Consider the following 22,679-nt stretch of genomic DNA (forward strand, 5'->3'; position numbering starts at 1 on the left):
TGTTGAACAATGATACCAAGACATGTGACATACAGCTGCAGCTCCTTGGTTATCGGCATGCCGCTACTTACACAGGCACTCCTAGCCAAGCTTGTCTTCGCCCAGTATTAAGCATCGCTTTATGCGATATGTACTATCCAGCAGTTACGTTTAGTAACCGGTATTTTTATTAATCTCATATAAATATTATGCCTATCTATCATACACAGGGAAAAATTCCCGATAAACGCCATACCGTGTTCCGGAAGCCCGACGGCGGCTTATATGCGGAAGAACTGGTCTCGACGCATGGGTTTTCCAGCACCTATTCGCTGATATACCACTGCCACCCGCCGACGCTGGTCAAACAAATCAGTGAACCTTTTTCCGTGGAACCTAAAATCGCGCGCGAGAAGCACCTGAAGCACACCAGCCTCAAAGGGTTCGACATTGCTCCCGCCGATGATTTCTTGGACAGCCGTAAGCCCGTGCTCGTCAACAATGACCTCCACCTATCACTGGCAGCGCCAAGGCACTCGATGACGGATTACTTCTACAAGAACAGCCAGGCCGATGAAATCCTGTTTATACATGAAGGAGGCGGAGTGCTCAAAACCGGATATGGGCAAATACCTTTTGAATATGGCGATTACCTGCTTGTGCCACGCGGCGTCATTTACCAGCTCCACTTCAACACCGAGCAAAACCGCCTCTTGATCGTGGAATCCTTCAGTCCGGTTCGCACACCGAAACGGTATCGCAACGAACATGGCCAACTGATGGAACACGCGCCTTTCTGCGAGCGCGATATAAAACTGCCCAGCAGCCTCGAAACCCACGATGAAAAAGGCGAGTTCAAAATTCTGATAAAAAAACAAGGGCTGCTGTATCCATATACGTACAGCACGCACCCTTTCGATTTCGTTGGATGGGACGGCTATCACTTTCCGTGGGGACTGTCCATACACGACTTCGAACCCATCACCGGCCGCCTGCACCAGCCGCCGCCGGTGCATCAAACATTCGAAACAGATCATTTCGTCCTTTGCAGCTTCTGCCCGCGGCTGTACGACTACCATCCTCAGGCCGTACCTGCACCCTACAACCACAGCAACGTCGATTCGGACGAGGTGCTTTACTATGTAGATGGCGATTTTATGAGCCGTAAAAACGTCGAGCGCGGACAGATCACGCTCCACCCCGGCGGCATTCCACATGGTCCGCACCCCGGCACCGTGGAGAAAAGCATCGGGCAGACGAAAACGGATGAATTGGCCGTGATGATTGATCCCTTCCGGCCGCTGATGCTCACCGAAGAGGCACTGGAAATCGAGGACAAGGGCTATTACAAATCATGGCAGGCATAACCGTACTTCCCCGCCACCCCCAACCGGTTGGCAGAGATGCGTATGCTGTTTCTTAAACAAGAATAACAATGACCAACGAAACATTAACATTTGCAGAAAAAATAGCAAAGGCAGGGGATTTCCTGCCCATCAATGGCACGGACTTCATCGAACTGTACGTAGGCAACGCAAAGCAGGCCGCACATTATTACCAAACCGCATTCGGCTTCCAGCCGGAAGCCTATGCCGGACCCGAAACCGGCGTACGCGACCGCGCCTCCTATGTACTCAGGCAGCAAAAAATAAGAATCGTGCTGACATCGGCCTTACGGTCGGACCATCCCATCAGCGAGCATGTCAAAAAACATGGCGATGGCGTAAAAATGCTGGCGCTGTGGGTGGACGATGCCTACCGATCGTTTGAAGAAACCGTTAAGCGCGGTGCGAAGCCTTATCAAGAACCGCAAACGCAGACCGACGGCGCCGGCGAAGTGCGTACCGCTGGTATTTATACTTATGGAGAGACCGTACACCTGTTTGTTGAACGCAAAAACTACCGCGGAATTTTTATGCCCGGCTATGAGAAGTGGGATCCCGAATACCGCCCTGCCGAAACCGGACTGCTCTACGTAGATCATTGCGTGGGCAATGTCGGGTGGAACCGCATGAACGACACGGTAAAATGGTATCAGGACGTCATGGGCTTTGTCAACATCCTTTCCTTCGACGATAAGCAGATTAATACCGAATATTCCGCACTGATGAGCAAAGTGATGAGCAACGGCAACGGCTATGTAAAGTTCCCTATCAATGAACCTGCAGACGGAAAGAAAAAATCCCAGATCGAAGAATACCTCGAATATTACGAAGGTGAGGGCGTGCAACATGCAGCGCTAGCTACCAACGATATCGTGCGCACGGTAAAACTGCTAAGGGAGCGAGGGGTTAAATTTCTTGGTACGCCGCCCGATGCCTATTACGAAATGCTGCCGGCACGTGTGGGAGAAATCGATGAGGAAGTAAATGCGATCCGCGAACTGGGTATCCTTGTTGACCGAGATGAGGAAGGCTATCTCCTTCAGATCTTTACCAAACCCATACAGGACCGCCCTACACTGTTCTTCGAGATCATCCAGCGCAAGGGCGCGCAGAGTTTCGGGGCAGGAAATTTCAAGGCGTTGTTTGAGGCGATCGAACGCGAGCAAGCCAGGCGAGGAAATCTGTAACTGTAGCAAAGCTGTTGCAAACGGGGTACTTTTTGGAACATTTTTTGACCTTATCAATGGAATCTAGTAAATTTGGCCATCTATTTATGTTCGGTCATTTACTAAAACTAAAAGAAAACTAAAGAAAAGGAGAAAGATGAAAAAGATTGTCACAATATGTACCATGCTCGTTGCCTTTGTTTGCTCCACCACCCTTGCTCAGCAGAACAGCAAAGCGGAGTTCAAGTTCGATAAGGAAACGCACGATTTCGGTAAAATCCCTCAAGGAAAACCGGTTACGCATGTGTTTACATTTGAAAACACAGGCACCGAACCCATCATCATCAGCGAAGTGAAACCCTCCTGCGGATGTTCGGTGGCTGAATACACAAAAACACCGGTAAAGCCAGGCGAAAAGGGCACCATCTCCGTAACGTTCAACGCGGCTGCCAAGCAACCCTTTACCAAGAATTTCACCGTACGTTCCAATACGAAGACACCCGTGAAAACCCTATATATCAAAGGTGAAGTAACGGGTTAGTCTTGAGAATACCCCAGACATATTAAAACCGCTATGGATAGCGGTTTTTTTATGCCGTTAATTCAAACGCTATCCGTAATATTGCAGCAAAATTCATACAGTAATATGCCGTCGATATCTTCAAAGGGGCTCGAGATGCCCGCATCCCCTATCCGAAAACTCACCCCATATGCCGATAAGGCTAAACAAGAAGGCAAGCATATCTATCATCTTAATATCGGCCAGCCCGATATCGAGACACCACAGGTGATGCTGGATGCCATTAAAAGCATCAGTTTCAAGGTGTGGGCATATACGCCCTCGGAAGGTACTGCAAGTTACCGGAACAAATTAAGCACCTACTACAACGAACTGGGATACGGCATTACCGCACAAGACATCCTGGTGACCAACGGCGGTTCGGAAGCCATTACCATCGCCATGCAGGCCTGCATCAACCCCGGAGAGGAAATCATCATCCCGGAACCGTTTTATGCCAATTACAATGGCTTTGCTCGATCCGCCGGTATTATTATCAAGCCAATCCTATCCTATATCGATGACGGTTTTGCGCTGCCACCCATTGCTGCTTTCGAGGAGCTGATTACGAACAAAACCAAGGCTATCGCTATCTGTAACCCAAACAACCCAACGGGTTATTTATATTCCAGAAAAGAATTGGAAGCATTGCGCGAACTCTGTCTCAAACATGACCTATTCCTGCTGGCTGACGAGGCATACCGCGAATTTTGTTATGACGGACGCGAGTTCCTGTCCCCTATGCATCTCGAAGGACTCGAACAGCATGTCGTCGTATTGGATACCGTATCGAAGCGGTACAGCGCCTGCGGTGCCCGTCTCGGATGCATGATCACAAAAAATAGCGCGCTCTGGAATACAGCACTTAAATTTGCACAAGCAAGGCTCAGTCCACCTGCGGTGGCCCAGATTGCGGCCGAAGCAGCCGTGGATACGCCCCAGCAGTACTTTGATGCCGTAAAAGCCGAATACACCGATAGACGGGACGTCCTGGTCGCGGGTCTTAACCGCATTTCGGGCGTCTATTGCCCCAATCCAGGCGGTGCCTTTTATGTGGTAGCCCGCTTTCCCATAGACAACGCCGACCGGTTCTGCCAGTGGATGCTGGAGCATTTCGCTTATGAAAATCAGACCGTCATGATGGCCCCGGCGACCGGGTTTTACAGTACCGCTGATGCTGGAACAAACGAAGTGAGGCTCGCCTATGTGCTGAACACCGCCGACTTGAAAAAGGCGCTCGTATGTCTTGAAAAAGGGTTGGCGGAGTATCCCGGCAGGCGTGTGTAGTGGATGTGAAGGTGATTCTATAAGCGGTCGAGCACAAACTGCAGCTGTTCTTCCTCGTTCAGATCGGTATTGTCAAGGATGACCGCATCTGAAGCGCGTACCAACGGGCTTTCCTCACGTGTTGTGTCGATATAGTCGCGGTGTGCCAGGTTTTCGAACACTTCTTCCAACGTGATTTTTTCCCCTTTGTTTTTCAGTTCGAGATACCGCCGCTCGGCGCGCACCTTGGGATCTGCCGTCATGAAAATTTTCAGGTCGGCGTCTGGAAAGACCGTTGTGCCGATATCCCGGCCATCCATGACAATATTTTTATCCCGGCCCAACCGCTGCTGCTGGGCCACCATGGCCAGGCGAACGGCCTTGACAGCGCTTACCTCACTGACGAAATCCGAAACATACATCTGCCTGATTTCGTCAGATATATCTTCGCCATTCAGGTAGATGCTAGTTTTATCTGGTTCAATATGAAAGTCTATGTGAATTCGGTTCAACGCATCGGTCACCTTGGCTTCGTCATCCACGGGCACCGCATTGCGGATAAAATACAGCGTAACCGCGCGGTACATGGCACCGCTGTCTACATATAGGTAACGGAGTTGCTTGCCCAATGCTTTAGCAAGGGTACTTTTTCCGCATGATGAATAGCCGTCAATGGCGATAATTTTATTCGTTCTTGCCATGCAGGTCAGTGGTTTCCCCCAATCAGTACACCGGGCTTGTTCAGCACGGGTATTTTGATCAGGTTTTCGTCAACAATGCTTTCGGGAAGGAAAATATATTTTTTGTCATAAATTGTCCCGTCGATATAATAACTCAACCAATATTCATTCGTCAGCCCGAACACCTGTTCGTCAATTGCTTCAATTTTTGCATAATCAAGCGAATCAATATCCCCGATGAAATGCCGCAAGATCGACGTTTTCACTTCCTTTTCGTCCTTGATGCCATAGCCTTTTGAGCTGACCATCACATTTTTTAACTGCTCTTCTTTCTCATTGATGAGGTAAACATTCCACACCTTTCCCGACGGTGAATCGCTTTCCAGCACTACCGCTATATAAACATCCTGGACAATATTTTCTGGTAGATCCTTCTTCATTTTTTTCCGGCTTAAGCATTTGGTTCCTTCGTTGTTGTGCTGGTCGCTATGCCTTCTTCCCCCTTTTCTTAGGCTTTTTGTCATCAGCTTCCGCCCACTTGAGTACATCTGCGTACGCGATGTTTTCCACGTCAGCTCCCTTGGGTATTTTTATATTCTGTTTCCCGAAGCGGATGAACGGCCCCCACCGTCCGTTCTCAATGCGCGCTTCCGGGTTTTCCTCGAACACTCTGATTATTTTCTCACTGTCCCGCTGCCGCTTGTCTTTAATGATCTGAATAGCTGAGTCCGTTGTCACATCGTGCGGATCAACGCCTTTCGGCAATGAATAGAACGAATTGTCGTGGCGGATATAAGGTCCGAAGCGGCCAATGGCCACGGTCATCTCCTTGTCCTCGAATTCACCGACCTTTTTAGGAAGCTTGAATAACTCAAGTGCTTCCTCGAAGGTAATGGTCTCGATCATTTGTCCGGGCCGCAAACTAGCAAACCGCGGTTTTTCCTCGTCATCAGCCGATCCGATCTGCACCATGGGGCCGAACCGGCCAATACGCACGCTTACCCGCTTGCCGGTTTCCGGATCCATCCCCAGTTCGCGTTCGTTTGTTGCACGGTCGGCATGCTTGATGGTGCTTTCCACCTCAGTATGAAACGGACCATAAAAGCTATGGAGCATATCCGTCCACTCTTTCATCCCCTGTGCGATTTCATCAAACTCCTTTTCGACTTTAGCGGTGAAGTTGAAATCGACAATGCCTTTAAAGTGCTCAACGAGAAAATCATTTACCACGACACCGATGTCGGTGGGAAATAACTTTGATTTTTCTGCTCCGGTGATTTCTGTTTTGCCAGAAGTCGACACCCGCCCATCCGTCAGCTCAAGAACACGGTAGTCCCTCGGCTTTCCGTCACGGTCCTCTTTCACGGCATAGCCGCGGTTTTGGATGGTTGATATCGTAGGCGCGTAGGTAGACGGGCGACCGATACCCAGCTCCTCTAGCTTTTTAACGAGGCTCGCCTCCGTGTAGCGGGCCGGAGGCCGGGAGAAACGCTCGGTGGCCGTCATTGATCTGAGTTCCACCTGCTGGTGCTGTTGCAACGGCGGCAACAGCGTATTGTCCGCGTTGTCATCGATATTCGGTTCCTGATCATCATCCGTAGACTCGAAATAAACCTTAAGGAACCCATCAAACCGCATGATTTCGCCATTAGCGACCAGCTCTTCTTTCCGCGTAGATATGCCGATTTTGGCTGTGGTTTTTTCAAACTCCGCCTCACTCATCTGCGAGGCGATAGACCGCTTCCAGATCAACTCGTATAACCGCTTTTCCGCATTATCTCCATCGATTGTATGCCTATCGAAGTACGTGGGTCTGATCGCTTCGTGTGCCTCCTGGGCACCGGCCGATTTTGTCCGGTACTGACGGCGCTTATGATATTTCTCGCCATAAGCCGATTTAATTTCCTGTTCGGCACCCTGCAGGGCTGTATCGCTCAGGTTGACAGAATCGGTACGCATATACGTGATGCGTCCCGCTTCGTACAGGCGTTGTGCCACCGACATGGTGCGGGCCACAGAGAAGCCGAGTTTACGGCTTGCCTCCTGCTGCAGCGTAGAGGTTGTAAACGGTGCTGCGGGATTGCGCTTCGACGGCTTGGTCTCCAAACTGTTGATCATAAAGGTCGCCTCTGCACATGCCGCCAAAAAACGCTCCGCCTCCTCAACTTCAGAAAACCGCTGAGGCAGCTCCGCCTTGAACGACTCTTTTAAATTACCCGTATGGAAGACAGCCACAATCTTAAATGCCGCCTCAGGTTTGAACCGGTTGATTTCCCGTTCGCGCTCTACAATCAGGCGCACGGCGACAGACTGCACACGCCCGGCAGAAAGTGAAGGTTTGACCTTCTTCCACAGTACAGGGGAAAGCTCGAACCCGACCAACCTATCGAGCACCCGTCGCGCCTGTTGCGCATTCACCAGGTTGAAATCGATTCCCCTTGGCGATTCGATTGCTTTCAGAATGGCAGGCTTGGTAATTTCATGGAAAACAATCCGTTTGGTTTTATCATCACGTAGTCCCAGGGTTTCATACAGGTGCCATGAGATGGCTTCTCCCTCCCGGTCCTCGTCAGACGCCAGCCATACGGTTTCCGCTTCTTTAGCTAATTTCTTTAATTCACTGACTACCGCCTTTTTATCGGCAGGAACCTCATATTTTTGTTTAAAATTATCGTTGACATCGATCGCGTCGTCGGTCTTCACCAAGTCACGGATATGGCCGTAGCTCGATTTGACCAGAAAGTCCTTTCCCAAGTACCCCTCTATGGTCTTCGCTTTCGCCGGTGACTCTACTATCAGTAAATTTTTCATTCGAATAACTAGTTTCTTAATGGCAATGAAGCTTGCACAATTTTTTGTTCTTATTTGTCCTCAGTGGTGCCAAAGAGGTCGCTGCGCCAGATTTCATCCTGTTGTGTGTGGCAATTTATGCAAGTTTCATCTATATCATTTGCTTTTCAACGGCGATGAAGCTTGTATGAGTTAATGATATTTTTTGCGGATAGCAACTCATGCAGGTTCGCCATTGATTTCAGATTTCTGCAAATAAAGGGATTTATTCAGGGAATGGCAAAACGTTTTTTGTAAAAGTCTAAAAGTCCGGAGCCTAAAGTCAGGCTTCGGAAACCATGTCTTCCGGCACCATACTCGGTGTTAAAAAAACATGTCTAACAAAAAAAAGCAGGCGAACACCACGGAGGCAACACCGTTTGTCGTCATAAAAGCACGGTCTACCCTACTCAAATCCGAGGGGCTGACGATCCGGTGCTGGTAGATCAGCAAGGCACAGTAAAAAGCCACACCTGCGATATAATACAACCCCAGCGGAATAAAGAACATGGGCAACACAACGAAGACGGCGGAGAGGACGTGGAGGGCCTCTGATACCTTCAGCGCCCGCTGCCCCCCCAGCCAAGCCGGTATGGAACTGAGGTTGTGTTCGCGGTCAAACGCTTCATCCTGCAATGCATAGATGATGTCAAAACCACTCACCCAACACAATACAGCGAGCGAATAGAAAATGGGCACGGCATCAAATGTACCGGTGACCACCAAGTAGGCTCCAATTGGGGCCAAGCCAAGTCCCAGCCCCAGCACCAAATGGCATAGCGGCGTAAACCTTTTCATATAGCTGTATCCCAGCACCACGGCAAGGGCAACGGGAGCGAGATAGAAACAAATTGCGTTGATAAACCAGGTAGCCGTGATAAAAAGCACACAGTTTACGATCGTAAACACCAACGCCTGCTTCGGACTTACCCGCCCGGCCGGAATATCGCGCAGGGCGGTCCGTGGATTAGCCGCATCGATATCGCGGTCGAGGTAACGGTTGAACGCCATGGCCGCATTGCGGGCAAACACCATACAAGCCAGCATAAGGCCAAGCTTAAGCCAATCAAATCCATGCGTCGTGGTGTTTACGGCAAGAAAGAAGCCGATGATGGCAAACGGCAAAGCAAAAACGCTATGGGCGAACAATACAAGTGAAAAATATTTCTTCATCATGGGTTTTACCGATCTGTCAATTCCGGTTGCTGAAAGTTGCTGTTGATTTCGTCAATCGTCGCCAACACCTGCTCACAGCCCAGTTGGGTTTCAGCAGAGGTAAGGAAATGCGGGGGTGTTTCTTCAAACCATTGCAGCAAGGCACTCCGGAATTTATCGATGTTGGCTTTCGATTTGAGCTGCGACTGCTTGTCCGCCTTGGTAAATACCAGCATAAACGGAATCCCTTTTTCTCCCAGCCAGCGACAGAAGTCCAGGTCGATCCGCTGCGGTTCAAGGCGACTGTCAATCAGCACGAACACACATTGCAGGTTTTCGCGCGTCAATAGGTATTTGCGGATAAATTTTTCCCAGGCGGCGCGGTTACTTTTGGACGTTTTGGCAAATCCGTACCCGGGCAAGTCAACGAGATACCAGGTATCGTTGATCAGAAAATGATTGATCAGCTGCGTTTTTCCTGGCGTCTGCGAGGTTTTGGCTAAATGGCGGTTTCCGGTAAGAGCATTGATCAGCGAAGATTTGCCCACGTTGGACCGGCCGATGAAGGCGTACTCCGGAAGATTGGCAGAAGGCAATTTGTCCACCCGGGTGTTGCTGGTTATGAATATCGCCGATTTGATGACCATGACGCAAAGGTAAACAATCTTCTACATAGTAGACCACCATTCAGGATAATGGACCGATACGTGGTTTCATTGAAACATAAAAATCTGTATTTTGGCGCCAACAAAATCCATTAACGATGAACGTACTTCGCAGGTTGTCTTTTTGTCTGTTTCTCCTACTCCTGTTCGCCACCGTGTCAGCCCAGACACGCTACGTCATGGTCATTCACGGCGGGGCCGGCACGATCCTGCCGCAGCGCATGACTTCCGGCCAGGAACAGGCCTTTAAGGACGCGCTTACCAACGCCCTTAAGGCAGGGTACGCTGCGCTCCACGCCGGCAAGAGCAGCTTAGACGCTGTCGAAGCGGCCATCGTGGTGATGGAAGACAGTCCGCTGTTCAACGCGGGCAAAGGTGCCGTCTTCACTCATGACGGCAAGAATGAGCTTGATGCCTCGATCATGTGGGGCCCCAATCGGTCGGCCGGTGCAGTTGCGGGTGTAACAACCATCCGGAACCCCATCAGAGCGGCCCGGGCGGTGATGGAGCAGTCAGGACATGTGATGTTGACCGGGAATGGTGCAGAGACATTTGCGCACGCCATGGGGCTTGAAATTGTAGCCCCGGGTTATTTCCGTACCGAAGATCGTTGGAAGGCGTTGCAACGCGTACTGAAACAGGATTCGCTGAAGGTGGAACTCGATCACGATGGCGGGTTTTCCGGCAGCACCGGAAGCGATCGCGATTATAAATACGGTACCGTGGGAGCTGTTGCCCTCGACCAAACAGGCAATCTAGCCGCCGGCACGTCTACCGGTGGGATGACAAACAAGCGATACGGACGCGTGGGAGATGCGCCCATTATCGGCGCGGGCACGTATGCCAATGAACGCGTTGCCGTCTCCTGCACAGGCTGGGGTGAGTTTTTTATCCGTGGCATCGCAGCATATGACGTGGCCGCCCAAATGGCGTACAGTAAGCTATCAGTCGCTGAGGCTGCATCAAAAGTGATAGACAAAATCGGAGAAATGGGCGGTGATGGCGGGATGATCGCATTAGATAACGAGGGAAATATTGCCATGCCGTTCAATACCGCCGGCATGTACCGCGGTGCCGTGACCGAGTCAGGCGAAATCGAAGTTGCCATATACAAATGAGCCGGATAACCTATTCAAGGGCGGGCCTACTCTGTTGGCTGCCATTAGCTGTGATGCTGCTCAGTGGGTGCCTCACCCGTCGGAATGCACTGCCTCCGGAAAGATCTCCTAAACCCCCGACGTACAAAAAGGCGCCAAAAGGCACCATTTACACCGACGCGACCTCGTCACCCAAAAACGTACGTGTGGCAGGTGGCACTTTGCTTGACGGCTATGCTCAAGTGCTGGGTGTGCCCAGGGCCAAGCTCCAGAATCCGGCGCTGTATGCATACATCGACGACTGGATGGGTGTCCCGCACCGTTCGGGAGGAACAGACCGGAGAGGGCTGGATTGCTCGGCATTCGTCGGCATGGTCATGCGCGATGTCTATGGAAAATCGCTGCCAAGGGTGTCAAGGGAAATGGCCGACCGCATCAAGCGCAAATATGAACGGCAACTACACGAAGGCGACCTCATTTTCTTCTCGTTTGGCCGCGGGCAAATCGACCATGTAGGCATCTACCTGCATAACAATAAATTTGTCCATGTATCAACCAGCAAAGGGGTTATTATCAGCGACCTGCACGATTCTTGGTATTACAAGTACTTCAAACGGGCAGGGAGCGTCCAGTAAGTAAATATTACGTTACTTACCGGTTTTCAAGGCATATATTTCGTTAACTTTACTGATATGAAAGCAGTGTGGATACTGGCAGTCGCGGTTGCCGTATGCTCGGCAAATGTCGCTGGGGCGCAGGACTCGGTACGACTGATCACGTTAGATCAGCTCGAAGATCGATTGGCAGGCGGCGGCGACACCACATTCATCGTCAACCTCTGGGCTACCTGGTGCGCACCATGTGTCGCTGAAATGCCTCATTTTGAGGAATTACAGCAAAAATACGCCGCCAAACCATTGCGTGTACTTTTTGTTAGTTTAGATGCCAAGCAAGATCTCGGCGCGGTGATCAAATTCGTTGAACGTAAAGCACTGAAAGCAGAAGTGCTTTTGCTCAACGAAAAAAACGAACAGTATTTTATCCCGAAAATCAGCGAAGAATGGTCTGGAGCCATCCCCGCGACGCTTTTCGTCAATACGGACAAGGGTATCCGGATATTCAAAGCGCAGGAATTCAATTTTGAGCAACTCGAGCAAAATTATCTTTCAATTGTACAATAAAAAAGTTAAACCATGAAAGCGACTAATGTATTATGGGTAGGGTTGGCAATACTGCTGTCAGCCAATGCCCCTGTATCCGACAAAGGATACCAAATCGGTGATGTGGTGGAGGACTTCCGCCTGAAAAATGTAAACGGCGATTACGTTTCATTAGCAGATTATTCCGATGCAAAAGGATTCATTTTGATATTCACCTGCAATACCTGCCCCGTTGCTGTTGCTTACGAAGACCGGATCATCGCGCTCGATCGGCAATACCGCCCACAAGGTTATCCGGTCATTGCCATCAATCCGAACGATGCTGGAGTGGAACCCCGCGAATCATACGAGCAGATGCAGCAGCGGGCGAAAGACAAAGGCTTTACCTTTCCGTACCTGCTTGACCCTGACCATATCGTAACGAAGCGGTTTGCGGCCACCCACACACCGCATACCTTCCTACTACAAAAAACAGATAAGGGCAATGTGCTCCAGTATATCGGCGCGATAGATAATGACAGCAGGAGCGGAAACCCAGACACCAAGTTTGTAGCCGATGCGATAGCAGCGCTGGAAGCGGGCCGTAAGCCGGATCCTGCTACGACCAAAGCCGTTGGCTGCACCATCAAATGGAAGCAGGGCGAGTGATCAGGTGGTTCCTACCCATGGTGTTGACGCTGCTATGCACGGCGGCATCCACTACCCATGGACAAAGCAACCGACCCAGGGATCTGGGTATCCGCATAGGCGTGCTGCCTGTAGGTGCCGCCAACGCCATTACCGATGTGGCGGGAGTAAGTGTCGGGCATACCACGTTACAGATCGGTGACTCGGTAAGAACAGGTGTCACCGCGATCTTACCCCATGGAGGAAACATATTTCAGGAAAAAGTCCCGGCCGCGGTATTTGCCGGAAACGGCTTCGGCAAACTGACCGGCAGCACCCAAATCCAAGAACTGGGTAATATTGAAACCCCTATAATCCTGACCAACACACTCAGCGTGCCTGTCGCGATGGATGCCTTAATCGACCACGTGCTGGCGCAGCCGGGCAATGAGCATGTCCAGTCTGTCAATGCGGTGGTCGGGGAAACCAACGACGGATACCTGAATGACATACGTGGACGCCACATCACGAAGTCGGATGTGATCGCCGCCATACAACATGCAAAAGGCGGTATGCTCGAGGAAGGGAATGTTGGCGCTGGCACGGGTACGGTATGCTTCGGTTTCAAGGGTGGCATCGGTACCGCGTCACGTAAGCTGCCGGCACCATTGGGCGGTTATACGGTGGGCGTGTTGGTGCAGAGCAACTTCGGCGGGGTCTTACAGATCAACGGCGTACCTGTGGGGCAGCGGCTGAAGGAATACGCCTTCAGCGATCAATTGCTCAACAATGCAGATGGTTCATGCATGATTATTGTCGCAACAGACGCCCCCCTGGACAGCAGGAACCTGGAGCGCCTTGCCAAGCGCGCATTTATGGGCTTAGCCAAGACCGGGGGAATTGCGTCCAACGGAAGCGGTGATTATGTGATCGCCTTCTCCACGGCAACCCAGCTCCGGACAGCTCACCAATCCCAAACGCCTACCCATCAGGTGGAACTGCTCACCAACGACCAAATGTCTCCGGTTTTCATGGCAGCCATCGAGGCCACAGAAGAAGCCATCATCAACTCCCTGTTTGCGGCCGAGGCGATGGCAGGAAAAGGCAACAGGAAGGTTGAATCACTTCCGCTTGATCGTGTGCTGCCGTGGTTACAGGCTGCGACCGATCCAAAATAGCTTACCCGGGTCATAGGGAGTTGGTCTGCTTGATAAACGCTTCCTGTATGCGCCGCGTAACCGGACCTCGATCGGTGCTGACCACGGATTTCCGGCCGTTGATCCATATGCCGCCTATGGCAGTCACCTGCATGGTTGTACCGGTCAGGAAAGCCTCCTCGACACGTGGCAGGTCAGCCACCGCAAAGGCTTCCTCCCGCACGGGTATGCCGGTTTCCCGTGCGATTGAAATGACGATGTCGCGGGTAATCCCCGGGAGGATATGTTGGCCTTTGGGGTGGGTATATATCGTACCGTTATGCACTAAAAAAACAGAGGTATGCGAACCCTCAGTTATCCACCCCTCCCGTTCAAACACATTTTCTACGACACCGGCCTGGCGGGCCGCATTGTTTGCCAACACGTTCGCCATTAAGGATATGGATTTGATGTCGCAGCGGTGCCACCTCAGGTCGGGTGAAAGCACGACATCCACCAGTTTCTTTTCAAACCCTTCAAAATTAAACGGGTATGCATACAACAACACCGTGGGTTCTACGCCTTCGGGAAAATAGTGTGTACGCGGCGCAACTCCGCGGGTTACTTGGATGTACACCAGGCCATCTGCACACTCAGCCCGCTCAACAGCCTCTTTCACTCGGTCCAATAGTCCATTCGCGGTGTAGTGTATACCGACAGCATGGAGCCCCTCACGTAGGCGGCCGAGATGCGCTTCCATTGTAAATGGCTGGCGCCCGTAGACAGGAATAACCTCGTAGATACCGTCGCCCAGCATGAATCCCCTATCAAAGACAGACACTGCGGCAGCCTGGCTTGGCAACCATTCTCCATTAAAAAATACTTCTTTCGGATACGTTTTGTTCATTATGGAACGCGTTGATATTTTTACGCGAACCGGGCAACTTCCAATTCCTGCACCGATTCAGCCGTTTGCAACGAAATGTCGAAACGGGTCCCTATATTAGGCTCACTGGTGAACGATATCGTTCCGTTCTGCACTTGCGTGTATTCCCGGCACAGAAATAGCCCCAACCCTATTCCCCGTTCGTTACCCGTACCGTAAGTCGATTGGACTTTCAACGAGAATAACTCGCCCTGTTTTTCGGGTGGTATTCCAATGCCGTTATCCTCAACGCTAATTTGACAGACCGTGCCAATTTTTTTTCCTGAAACAACGATACGGCCGCCGGCCGTCGTAAACTTAATGGCATTGTTGATCAAGTTGCGTACAATCAACTGCAACATGTCCCGGTCTACCAGCGCCCATAACGAGCTGTCTATGTCGGCTTCCAGGATGATGTTTTTCTGATCAGCATAGACGCGCTGAACATCGATAACAGGCATTAGCAACTGTTTGATGTTGTTTCGCGTCAGCTTCGCCTGGATGCCACGCAACTGGCTCTGGGACCATGCCAACATATTGGACAACAATTCCTGTGTGCCATGGAGCGCATTCGCCAATCCTTGCTCCACTTGCTTACGTTCATCCGGCGTAAACCGATCACTGGAGACCAGGCGGATATAGCTGTGCAACGATGACAGGGGAGACTGCAGATCATGCGAAATAATGGAAAAAAGCTTTAGCTTTTCGTCGTTCAGCCGTTCCAACTCGATTGCCTTTTGGTCGGATGACCGCTTTTCCCTGTTATAGGCCTCTTTGAGGTAAAACAAGCTAAAAAAACAGAGGATGACACCCGTTCCGTAAGTGAATGCAATATCTACGAACAGTGCTTTTTCATCCGCATAAGAAACACGCACTAACTCGGGATATCGATACTCAGCCAATAACAAGCCATATACTACGAGCAGAATGAGTGACACCCATAACGCATACAGCTTTTTGGGTGAGACAATGATGATAAGCACAAACGCCAGCATAAACGAAAGCAGTGAGGCCCCGCGTATCCCGGCACTGTAGAAGTAGTTGACGGCAAACAGTATGATCACCAGCAACGATGTCACAATTAACCCTACGGTCGTCCGCTGCCGGAAGCGTGCTAAATAATAGATGTACCCCAAAACCGCCGTTAACATCGCAAAAATCAGCGACGTGATTTGCAGACCGGAAAAATAGTTGAATGGGATATTAAATACCATAATGAAAATGGCAATCAAGCAAATCGAATTGAACAGCCTGTTTTCAAACGTTAATGCGGCACGAGTCCCAATGAAAAAGTTCAGGTATCGCTTTACGACGGCTTTGATTTTGTCATAATTTACGAAGGTCATGCACAAAAGTACGTAAACAAATTGATAAGGCAATTATTTAGATCGGTTACAAATTATTCAACTCAGCGAATAACCGTATCGCTGCATAGGCGTATATCGCCCAAATAGGTAACTTTAAGCGGTTAAAAACATAATTGCTTCGTTATGGATGATCTTATGGCGGCCCGCTCCCAAATGGCTGTATCCCTCGGGTTTCATATTATATTTGCGTGCGTTGGTATGGTTATGCCTTTTTTCATGGCTATATCGCACTTCATATACCTGAAGACGGGCAAACCGATTTATAAAGGACTCACCAAGGCGTGGAGTAAGGGCGTGGCCATTCTGTTTGCCACCGGTGCGGTTTCAGGCACCATGCTTTCCTTCGAACTGGGGCTGCTATGGCCCACCTTTATGCAACATGCTGGCCCGATATTCGGCATGCCGTTTTCATTGGAGGGCACGGCTTTTTTCATTGAAGCTATTGCGCTGGGGTTTTTCCTCTATGGCTGGGACCGGCTGAAGCCTTGGTTCCATTGGGTTACCGGACTCATCGTCGGGCTGAGCGGATTAGCGTCTGGAATTTTGGTGGTCGCGGCCAATGCTTGGATGAATAGCCCTGCGGGTTTTGACTTCATCGATGGGGAGTACCGCAATATCGATCCGATCAAAGCCATGTTCAATGACGCGTGGTTTTCTCAGGCTTTGCACATGACCCTGGCCGCATTCGTGGCCACCGGATTTGCCGTGTCTGGTGTCCATGCATTTATGATTCTCAAGGGCAAAAACATAACGTTTCATGCTACGGCTTTCCGTATTTCGGCCCTATGTGCCTGCATCGCAGCGCTCCTGCAGCCGATCAGTGGCGACATCTCAGCCAAGGATGTGGCCAAACGGCAGCCGGCGAAACTGGCGGCCATGGAGGCCCATTTTGAAACAGCGGCAAACGCACCTTTTCTCATCGGCGGCATACCCGATGAAGAAACCGCATCGGTAAGGTATGGGATTAAGATACCTGGATTACTCAGTTTCCTTGCGCATGGCGATTCGGACAAGCCCGTTACGGGGTTAAATGACATACCCAAGGAAAACTGGCCGCCGGTGGCCATTACCCACTATGCATTTCAGCTCATGATCACACTGGGCATGCTACTGGTGGCACTGGCTTTGATTTACTTCTCAGCACTCTTCAAATGGAAGAGCTGGCTAGGCAGCAAGTGGCTGCTCCGGTTGTTTGTAATCGCAACGCCGATGGGTTACATTGCTGTTGAAGCCGGATGGGTCGTTACGGAAGTGGGCCGGCAGCCATGGATCATCTATGAGGTAATGCGCACGGCAGACGCCGTTACGCCGATGCCAGGCATTGTATATTCATTCTATTTGTTTACCGCGGTGTTTTTATCGTTGTCTGCGATTGTTGTCTTTTTGCTTTACCGCCAAATGAAAATGGTGGGAAAGCTCTATGACACAACCGATCCCGAGTACAAATCGAACTAATTACGGCCATGCTATACGTTGTCATCATATTCCTCTGGGCTTCTATCTGTTTATACCTCCTGCTTGGCGGCGCTGATTTCGGTGCAGGTATCGTTGAGTTGATCGCAAACCGGAAGCATAAGCTGCGCATACGGACCATTATGTCGCACGCAATCGGCCCGATCTGGGAAGCCAACCACATGTGGCTGATCATCGCTATCGTCATTCTGTTTGTAGGTTTTCCGCGGATATACACCACAATGTCTGTCTATACACACATCCCATTAGTGGCCATGCTTCTTGGCATTATGGCGCGCGGCACGGCGTTTGTTTTCCGCAGCTATGATGCAGTAACCGACGAGTGGCAGCGCGTTTATACGCTCATCTATACCTGGTCAAGCGTTATCACGCCTTTTTTCTTGGGCGTCATTGCCGCGGCCACCGTCGCCCGTACGATCGATCTCAATGCCAATGATTTCATAGCTGCCTATATCAAAAGCTGGCTGAGCTGGTTCGGGGTATCGATCGGTCTCTTTACCACCTGTATCTGCGGATACCTTGCAGCGACCTATGCCATCGGTGCCGTCGAAGATGAAAACGACAGGACACTACTGATACGCAGTGCAAAGCGGTTGATTTATCTTGTCGTCGGCGCAGGTGCACTGGTTTTCCTCTCAGCCGCGTCATCGGGTATCCCCTTAATTGCATGGATATTCGGAGATATCATCGGGCAGGTAGCGATACTCTTGGCAACGGTTTCCCTTGGGCTGACCTTCGTCGCTTACCGGAAGCGGAGAGCCATTGCCGCCCGCATATTAGCCGGCTTCCAGGTTACCATGATCTTATTGGCCGCGACCTACCAACACTACCCCGAGTTGGTACTTTTCAAGGATGGCGGCGGCCTGTCGTTGATTGAGCATGCCGGAAATTCAGAAACCATCACTGCCCTGGCTTGGGCATTGCTACTTGGCAGCGTTTTTATTCTGCCTTTTCTGTTTCACCTCATGCGTGTGTTCAGCCGGCGGTCTCCCTATCCATAAAATGACACCCAGCAAACGCTTGGCTGTTTGATGATGTGTCTTTATTACCGATATTTGTAAGTGCAAGTTGAATATTTATAGTCAAAAAGCAATATGGTGACGGTGACAGAAAAAGCTAAGCAACGTATCCTTGGCATCATGCGCGAGGAAAATTATGACGACACTTATTTCGTTCGGGTGGCCGTTGAAAGCGGTGGTTGCTCAGGGCTGAGCTACAAGCTCGATTTTGACCACGAACAGAAGCAAGGAGACCAGTTTTTCGAAGACAATGGTGTCAAAATCTGCTTAGACATCAAGTCCTACCTTTACCTGGCAGGTACGGAACTGGATTACTCCGACGGCCTGAACGGGAAAGGGTTTGAATTTCACAACCCCAACGCTTCGCGCACCTGTGCGTGTGGTGAGAGTTTCGCTGTTTAAGCTACAGCACTATTTCAGCACAAATAAGTCGTCCACGCCGAGCAACCTCCGGCAGGTGTACCCCTCTGCATACTTTGCGCCGATGTATTTGCCGTATTCCCGCGCCCGTGCTTCAATATATTCCAGAAAATCCGGCTTGGAAATGTAAGTCTCCGGTTCGTCCTTATCATAGTTATCACTATGAAACTGCGATTGAAAGGCTTTGATCGCATTGATCTTACTTTCCCATTGATCACTTATGTCAACGACGATATCGGGCTTGATATAATGGTCCTGGATCAATTGAAGCAACAGCCGCGGCCGATGTGGCTGCTGGGGGCTTTCTGCTTCGCTGGTTTCAATTTTACGCAGTCCGGCCAGAAACACCGCGTCATTAACCAACGCGCCGGCCCGCCCGTGGTCCGGATGGCGATCGTGTACCGCATTGGTAATGACGATCTCGGGACTGTACTTACGGATGGTACGTATCACTTCAAGCTGATGAGCCTCATCGTTGCGGAAAAAGCCGTCACGCATGCCCAAATTTTCCCTTATCGACACACCCAGCAATTGGGCCGCACTGCGGGCTTCGGCATCCCGGGTTTCCGGGGTACCACGCGTGCCCAACTCACCACGGGTCAAATCAACCACGCCGACCTTTCGCCCCATCCCCACGTGTTTGATAATGGTGCCGCCACAGCCCAGCTCAGCATCGTCTGGATGTACCGTTATGACCAATATATCTAGTTTATTTTGCGTATCCATATCAATTTGCTTGTCCGATTCAGGACGCAAAGATAGGCAATACACCCGGATTTTGGTCAGAAATATCGATAGGTAGGGCGTTCCAAACTGCGGATGATGTTTTCGATCTCAAACTCCTCTTCGGGGTTATATGTGTTTTTAAGGTTGTGCCCGAAAACCTTTGCGATAGACTGATAGAAAAAAGCCGTAACGCCGCCCCTTAGCTCCTTTACTACTTCATAGCTGGAGTTTCCGGTTTGGCGGTCGATCAGTTTGATCAATATCTCCCCCTGCGAGATGGTCAGGTTTTTGACTTCCTGGTTGAACATGTCCTTGATTTCCTTTTCGCAGGCTTTTACAAGCCGCTTCTGCTCGCGTTTGTTTCCGGTCAGCGCCAGATCGCGATAAAGCTGCTGATACCTGTCCTGCGCGTATTTTGCATAGGGAAGCACCTTGATCACGTTGTAGCGGAGGCGGAGGTAACGGGCTTTATCTTCGGGATTTTTGAAAACACGCTTGCGAGATACCTCCACTTCGGGGATAAGCATCCACGGTATGCGCTCACCATTTACGATCGCAGTTGGCATCGTTTGGCGCTGCGGCGGGTCCTTGCGGGATTGCTGGGAAAGCGAATCCTGCGCTACGGCATCAAAAGCAAACATCACAGCGCCCCAAAAAAGAAGCGATCTCAACACGCCCATCACGATAATCTCATTTATTATCCGTATATTTATGGATTAAACGAAGTGACAAACAACACGTCTAACTATCGTTATCCAGACACAAAGATAAGGATTCTTGGCAATAAAGTGTAAGGCTGTATATATGAAAGAATTAGTGATCGATTTAGAAGCCGAAAGCAAAGAAATACGGAAGCGGTACCGCGCATTGCTGCGCGTCTGCAAGCCTACGTTGCAGCGCGGCGACAAGCAGATGATACGGAAGGCATTTGACATGGCGTTGGAAAGCCACAAAGAAATGCGCCGGAAATCAGGTGAGCCTTACATCTACCATCCGGTTGCTGTTGCCCAGATTGCCGCTGAGGAAATCGGCCTGGGTACCACCTCTATTGTCTGTGCGTTGCTGCATGATGTGGTGGAAGACACCGACATTACGCTCGATGATATCGAAAGAGAGTTTGGCAAGAAAGTGGCCCGCATCATCGACGGGTTGACTAAAATATCGGGCATATTCGATCCGAACAGTTCGATGCAGGCGGAAAATTTCCGCAAGATGCTGCTCACCCTTGCCGACGACGTGCGGGTCATCCTGATCAAGTTGGCCGACAGGTTGCACAACATGCGCACCATGGATTTCATGCCGCGGGACAAGCAATTGAAAATCGCTTCCGAAACTTCATACCTGTATGCGCCATTGGCGCACCGCCTCGGCTTGTACGCCATCAAATCGGAGCTGGAAGACCTTTCCATGAAATATACAGACCCCGACACGTATAAATTTATCGCGCGGAAGCTCAACGAGAAGAAAGCGGAAAGGGAGCGGTTTATCCATAATTTCGTGGAACCTATCAAAGAGATACTGCATGAGCAGGGCATCGACGCGAAAGTGTTCGGCCGGCCAAAGTCTATCTATTCCATTTGGAACAAAATGCGCAAAAAGTCGATTCCTTTTGAGGAAGTTTACGATCTTTTTGCGATCCGTATCATCATCGATACGGCCCAGGAAACGGAGAAAGCCGACAGCTGGAAGGCGTACTCAATTGTAACCGACCTGTACCGCCCCAACCCTGACAGGCTGCGCGATTGGATCTCCTCACCTAAAGCTAACGGTTATGAATCGCTGCATACCACCGTGATGGGACCGAAAGGGCAATGGGTGGAGGTACAGATCCGTACCGTCCGGATGAACGAAATTGCGGAAAAGGGGTTTGCTGCCCACTGGAAGTATAAAGAGTCCAATTCGGACAGCGGGCTCGACCAATGGATACAAAAAGTGCGGGAAATCCTGAGCAATCCGGAGCCTAATGCGCTTGATTTCATTGATGATTTCAAAATGAACCTCTTTTCGGACGAGATTTTCATCTTTACGCCGAAAGGGGCGCTCATCCAGCTTCCCAATGGCGCGACTGCGCTGGATTTTGCCTTCGAAATACACTCCGACCTCGGAGCCAGCTGTATCGGGGCCAAAGTAAACCACAAGCTGGTTCCACTGAGCCATAAGCTCCAAAACGGCGACCAGGTGGAAATCATTACCTCAAGCAAGCAGACGCCGAAGGATGACTGGCTTGGTTTTGTGGTGACCGCCAAGGCAAAATCCAAAATCAAGTCGGCACTTAAAGAAGAAAAGAGGCGGGTCGCCGAAGATGGGAAAGAAATTCTTGAACGCAAACTGAAGTCGCTTAAAATTACCTATAACACGGAAAACATCAATAAACTAACGATGTTTTTCAAGTATCCTTCATCGCAAGATCTGTTTTACAACGTAGCCAAAGGGGCAATCGACATCAAAAGTCTCAAGGAGTTTGCGCTGAGGGAAAAATCGTCCGACCACCAAAACGGCCAGCAATTCAACTCACACATCAGTGGGCTGGTCGATAAAATTAATAAAAAGGACTATGAAACGTTACTGATCGGCGATGACCTCCAAAAGATTGACTACACGCTTTCGCCCTGCTGCAACCCCATTCCGGGGGATGACGTTTTCGGCTTCATTACGGTCAATGAGGGCATCAAGATACATCGCACAAACTGCCCGAATGCCGCTAAGCTGATGGCCAGCTACGGCTACCGTATCGTAAAAGCCAAGTGGACCTCGCAAAAGGAGCTTGCCTTCCTGACCGGCTTGCATATCGTTGGCATAGATGACGTCGGTTTAGTCAATAAGCTTACCAAGGTCATTTCCCACGATTTCAAAGTCAACATCCGTTCCATAACCATTTCAAGCAACGATGGTATCTTCGAGGGTTCCATTATGATTTTCGTGAACGACACGGCTCACCTGGAAAACCTGATCAAACACCTAAAGCAAATCAAGGGAATCACCGGCATCACCCGGTTCGATTCGGACAACTGACCTGCGGCGCTCCATTTGCGTATGCCGACTATTTTATGTAGATTTGTACGTTAA

At 50.4% G+C, this 22,679-nt stretch carries 22 protein-coding genes; 13 read left to right on the top strand and 9 right to left on the bottom strand.

Annotated elements, in window-relative coordinates:
- Positions 1-188: 188 nt before the first annotated feature.
- The 4 genes from ACFOET_RS07730 (at position 189) to ACFOET_RS07745 (ending at position 4,376) form a co-directional block, all read left to right on the top strand.
- Positions 189-1,346: a homogentisate 1,2-dioxygenase gene (locus tag ACFOET_RS07730; RefSeq protein ID WP_379021248.1), complete on the top strand. Its 1,158-nt coding sequence runs from the start codon at positions 189-191 to the stop codon at positions 1,344-1,346.
- A gap of 68 nt (positions 1,347-1,414) precedes the next feature.
- On the top strand, positions 1,415-2,551 hold the full coding sequence (hppD, locus tag ACFOET_RS07735; protein ID WP_379021250.1) for a 4-hydroxyphenylpyruvate dioxygenase: 1,137 nt from the start codon (positions 1,415-1,417) through the stop codon (positions 2,549-2,551).
- Between the two features lie 136 nt (positions 2,552-2,687).
- Positions 2,688-3,071 (top strand): DUF1573 domain-containing protein, encoded by a 384-nt coding sequence (locus tag ACFOET_RS07740; protein WP_379021252.1) that lies wholly within the window; start codon positions 2,688-2,690, stop codon positions 3,069-3,071.
- A gap of 105 nt (positions 3,072-3,176) precedes the next feature.
- Positions 3,177-4,376, top strand: coding sequence for a pyridoxal phosphate-dependent aminotransferase (locus tag ACFOET_RS07745; protein WP_379021364.1), 1,200 nt, complete (start codon positions 3,177-3,179; stop codon positions 4,374-4,376).
- Between the two features lie 17 nt (positions 4,377-4,393).
- On the opposite strand, the gene cmk is transcribed toward ACFOET_RS07745, so the two are convergent.
- The 5 genes from cmk to yihA form a co-directional block, all read right to left on the bottom strand.
- The gene (gene cmk / locus ACFOET_RS07750; protein ID WP_379021254.1) at positions 4,394-5,056 is read right to left on the bottom strand and encodes a (d)CMP kinase; all 663 of its coding nucleotides are present in this window, start codon (positions 5,054-5,056) and stop codon (positions 4,394-4,396) included.
- 5 nt (positions 5,057-5,061) lie between these two features.
- Positions 5,062-5,475 (bottom strand): hypothetical protein, encoded by a 414-nt coding sequence (locus ACFOET_RS07755; protein ID WP_379021256.1) that lies wholly within the window; start codon positions 5,473-5,475, stop codon positions 5,062-5,064.
- 46 nt (positions 5,476-5,521) lie between these two features.
- Positions 5,522-7,846, bottom strand: a complete 2,325-nt coding sequence (gene topA, locus ACFOET_RS07760; protein WP_379021258.1) for a type I DNA topoisomerase — start codon at positions 7,844-7,846, stop codon at positions 5,522-5,524.
- A gap of 342 nt (positions 7,847-8,188) precedes the next feature.
- On the bottom strand, positions 8,189-9,037 hold the full coding sequence (locus tag ACFOET_RS07765) for a UbiA-like polyprenyltransferase (RefSeq protein WP_379021366.1): 849 nt from the start codon (positions 9,035-9,037) through the stop codon (positions 8,189-8,191).
- Positions 9,038-9,045: 8 nt separating this feature from the next.
- Complete coding sequence (gene yihA / locus ACFOET_RS07770) at positions 9,046-9,666, bottom strand: ribosome biogenesis GTP-binding protein YihA/YsxC (protein ID WP_379021260.1); 621 nt, start codon at positions 9,664-9,666, stop codon at positions 9,046-9,048.
- 116 nt (positions 9,667-9,782) lie between these two features.
- Between yihA and ACFOET_RS07775 the strand changes: the two genes are divergently transcribed.
- Genes ACFOET_RS07775 through ACFOET_RS07795 form a run of 5 tightly spaced genes read left to right on the top strand, consistent with a single transcriptional unit; the run spans position 9,783 to position 13,725 of the window.
- Entirely contained in the window at positions 9,783-10,802 is a 1,020-nt protein-coding gene (locus ACFOET_RS07775; RefSeq protein ID WP_379021262.1) for an isoaspartyl peptidase/L-asparaginase family protein, read from the top strand.
- On the top strand, positions 10,799-11,416 hold the full coding sequence (locus ACFOET_RS07780; protein ID WP_379021264.1) for a C40 family peptidase: 618 nt from the start codon (positions 10,799-10,801) through the stop codon (positions 11,414-11,416). The genes ACFOET_RS07775 and ACFOET_RS07780 overlap by 4 nt, the downstream gene beginning before the upstream one ends.
- A 57-nt stretch (positions 11,417-11,473) precedes the next feature.
- Complete coding sequence (locus ACFOET_RS07785; protein WP_379021266.1) at positions 11,474-11,962, top strand: TlpA disulfide reductase family protein; 489 nt, start codon at positions 11,474-11,476, stop codon at positions 11,960-11,962.
- A 12-nt stretch (positions 11,963-11,974) separates the two neighbouring features.
- Positions 11,975-12,589 carry a thioredoxin family protein gene (locus ACFOET_RS07790; protein ID WP_379021268.1) on the top strand — a complete coding sequence of 205 codons (615 nt, stop codon included), beginning with the start codon at positions 11,975-11,977 and terminating at the stop codon, positions 12,587-12,589.
- Complete coding sequence (locus ACFOET_RS07795; RefSeq protein ID WP_379021270.1) at positions 12,571-13,725, top strand: DmpA family aminopeptidase; 1,155 nt, start codon at positions 12,571-12,573, stop codon at positions 13,723-13,725. The genes ACFOET_RS07790 and ACFOET_RS07795 overlap by 19 nt, the downstream gene beginning before the upstream one ends.
- A gap of 10 nt (positions 13,726-13,735) precedes the next feature.
- On the opposite strand, the gene ACFOET_RS07800 is transcribed toward ACFOET_RS07795, so the two are convergent.
- Together ACFOET_RS07800 and ACFOET_RS07805 are read right to left on the bottom strand one after the other, a co-directional pair.
- Positions 13,736-14,590, bottom strand: a complete 855-nt coding sequence (locus ACFOET_RS07800; RefSeq protein WP_379021272.1) for an aminotransferase class IV — start codon at positions 14,588-14,590, stop codon at positions 13,736-13,738.
- Positions 14,591-14,610: 20 nt separating this feature from the next.
- The gene (locus tag ACFOET_RS07805) at positions 14,611-15,954 is read right to left on the bottom strand and encodes an ATP-binding protein (RefSeq protein ID WP_379021274.1); all 1,344 of its coding nucleotides are present in this window, start codon (positions 15,952-15,954) and stop codon (positions 14,611-14,613) included.
- A 144-nt stretch (positions 15,955-16,098) separates the two neighbouring features.
- Between ACFOET_RS07805 and ACFOET_RS07810 the strand changes: the two genes are divergently transcribed.
- The 3 genes from ACFOET_RS07810 to ACFOET_RS07820 all read left to right on the top strand — a co-directional run bounded on the left by ACFOET_RS07810 (position 16,099) and on the right by ACFOET_RS07820 (position 18,869).
- The gene (locus ACFOET_RS07810) at positions 16,099-17,430 is read left to right on the top strand and encodes a cytochrome ubiquinol oxidase subunit I (protein ID WP_379021276.1); all 1,332 of its coding nucleotides are present in this window, start codon (positions 16,099-16,101) and stop codon (positions 17,428-17,430) included.
- Positions 17,431-17,438: 8 nt separating this feature from the next.
- A complete protein-coding gene (locus ACFOET_RS07815) occupies positions 17,439-18,449 on the top strand; it encodes a cytochrome d ubiquinol oxidase subunit II (RefSeq protein WP_379021278.1) in 1,011 nt (336 codons plus the stop codon).
- 93 nt (positions 18,450-18,542) lie between these two features.
- A complete protein-coding gene (locus ACFOET_RS07820; protein WP_379021280.1) occupies positions 18,543-18,869 on the top strand; it encodes a HesB/IscA family protein in 327 nt (108 codons plus the stop codon).
- 9 nt (positions 18,870-18,878) lie between these two features.
- On the opposite strand, the gene bshB1 is transcribed toward ACFOET_RS07820, so the two are convergent.
- Together bshB1 and ACFOET_RS07830 are read right to left on the bottom strand one after the other, a co-directional pair.
- Positions 18,879-19,613 (bottom strand): bacillithiol biosynthesis deacetylase BshB1, encoded by a 735-nt coding sequence (gene bshB1 / locus ACFOET_RS07825; protein ID WP_379021282.1) that lies wholly within the window; start codon positions 19,611-19,613, stop codon positions 18,879-18,881.
- 56 nt (positions 19,614-19,669) lie between these two features.
- Complete coding sequence (locus ACFOET_RS07830) at positions 19,670-20,293, bottom strand: DUF4294 domain-containing protein (protein ID WP_379021284.1); 624 nt, start codon at positions 20,291-20,293, stop codon at positions 19,670-19,672.
- 124 nt (positions 20,294-20,417) lie between these two features.
- Here ACFOET_RS07830 and ACFOET_RS07835 point away from each other — a divergent pair, with 124 nt between their 5' ends.
- Positions 20,418-22,625, top strand: coding sequence for a RelA/SpoT family protein (locus ACFOET_RS07835; RefSeq protein WP_379021286.1), 2,208 nt, complete (start codon positions 20,418-20,420; stop codon positions 22,623-22,625).
- Positions 22,626-22,679: the final 54 nt, after the last annotated feature.

The sequence above is a fragment of the Parapedobacter deserti genome, from assembly GCF_042646065.1.
Taxonomy (GTDB): Bacteria; Bacteroidota; Bacteroidia; order Sphingobacteriales; family Sphingobacteriaceae; genus Parapedobacter; species Parapedobacter deserti.

Bases quoted from the DNA above. Each gene is read 5' to 3' on its own strand.
- ACFOET_RS07730 (WP_379021248.1), top strand. From the start codon at position 189: ATGCCTATCTATCATACACAGGGAAAAATTCCCGATAAACGCCATACC.
- hppD (WP_379021250.1), top strand. From the start codon at position 1,415: ATGACCAACGAAACATTAACATTTGCAGAAAAAATAGCAAAGGCAGGG.
- ACFOET_RS07740 (WP_379021252.1), top strand. From the start codon at position 2,688: ATGAAAAAGATTGTCACAATATGTACCATGCTCGTTGCCTTTGTTTGC.
- ACFOET_RS07745 (WP_379021364.1), top strand. From the start codon at position 3,177: ATGCCGTCGATATCTTCAAAGGGGCTCGAGATGCCCGCATCCCCTATC.
- cmk (WP_379021254.1), bottom strand. From the start codon at position 5,056: ATGGCAAGAACGAATAAAATTATCGCCATTGACGGCTATTCATCATGC.
- ACFOET_RS07755 (WP_379021256.1), bottom strand. From the start codon at position 5,475: ATGAAGAAGGATCTACCAGAAAATATTGTCCAGGATGTTTATATAGCG.
- topA (WP_379021258.1), bottom strand. From the start codon at position 7,846: ATGAAAAATTTACTGATAGTAGAGTCACCGGCGAAAGCGAAGACCATA.
- ACFOET_RS07765 (WP_379021366.1), bottom strand. From the start codon at position 9,037: ATGAAGAAATATTTTTCACTTGTATTGTTCGCCCATAGCGTTTTTGCT.
- yihA (WP_379021260.1), bottom strand. From the start codon at position 9,666: ATGGTCATCAAATCGGCGATATTCATAACCAGCAACACCCGGGTGGAC.
- ACFOET_RS07775 (WP_379021262.1), top strand. From the start codon at position 9,783: ATGAACGTACTTCGCAGGTTGTCTTTTTGTCTGTTTCTCCTACTCCTG.
- ACFOET_RS07780 (WP_379021264.1), top strand. From the start codon at position 10,799: ATGAGCCGGATAACCTATTCAAGGGCGGGCCTACTCTGTTGGCTGCCA.
- ACFOET_RS07785 (WP_379021266.1), top strand. From the start codon at position 11,474: ATGAAAGCAGTGTGGATACTGGCAGTCGCGGTTGCCGTATGCTCGGCA.
- ACFOET_RS07790 (WP_379021268.1), top strand. From the start codon at position 11,975: ATGAAAGCGACTAATGTATTATGGGTAGGGTTGGCAATACTGCTGTCA.
- ACFOET_RS07795 (WP_379021270.1), top strand. From the start codon at position 12,571: ATGGAAGCAGGGCGAGTGATCAGGTGGTTCCTACCCATGGTGTTGACG.
- ACFOET_RS07800 (WP_379021272.1), bottom strand. From the start codon at position 14,590: ATGAACAAAACGTATCCGAAAGAAGTATTTTTTAATGGAGAATGGTTG.
- ACFOET_RS07805 (WP_379021274.1), bottom strand. From the start codon at position 15,954: ATGACCTTCGTAAATTATGACAAAATCAAAGCCGTCGTAAAGCGATAC.
- ACFOET_RS07810 (WP_379021276.1), top strand. From the start codon at position 16,099: ATGGATGATCTTATGGCGGCCCGCTCCCAAATGGCTGTATCCCTCGGG.
- ACFOET_RS07815 (WP_379021278.1), top strand. From the start codon at position 17,439: ATGCTATACGTTGTCATCATATTCCTCTGGGCTTCTATCTGTTTATAC.
- ACFOET_RS07820 (WP_379021280.1), top strand. From the start codon at position 18,543: ATGGTGACGGTGACAGAAAAAGCTAAGCAACGTATCCTTGGCATCATG.
- bshB1 (WP_379021282.1), bottom strand. From the start codon at position 19,613: ATGGATACGCAAAATAAACTAGATATATTGGTCATAACGGTACATCCA.
- ACFOET_RS07830 (WP_379021284.1), bottom strand. From the start codon at position 20,293: ATGGGCGTGTTGAGATCGCTTCTTTTTTGGGGCGCTGTGATGTTTGCT.
- ACFOET_RS07835 (WP_379021286.1), top strand. From the start codon at position 20,418: ATGAAAGAATTAGTGATCGATTTAGAAGCCGAAAGCAAAGAAATACGG.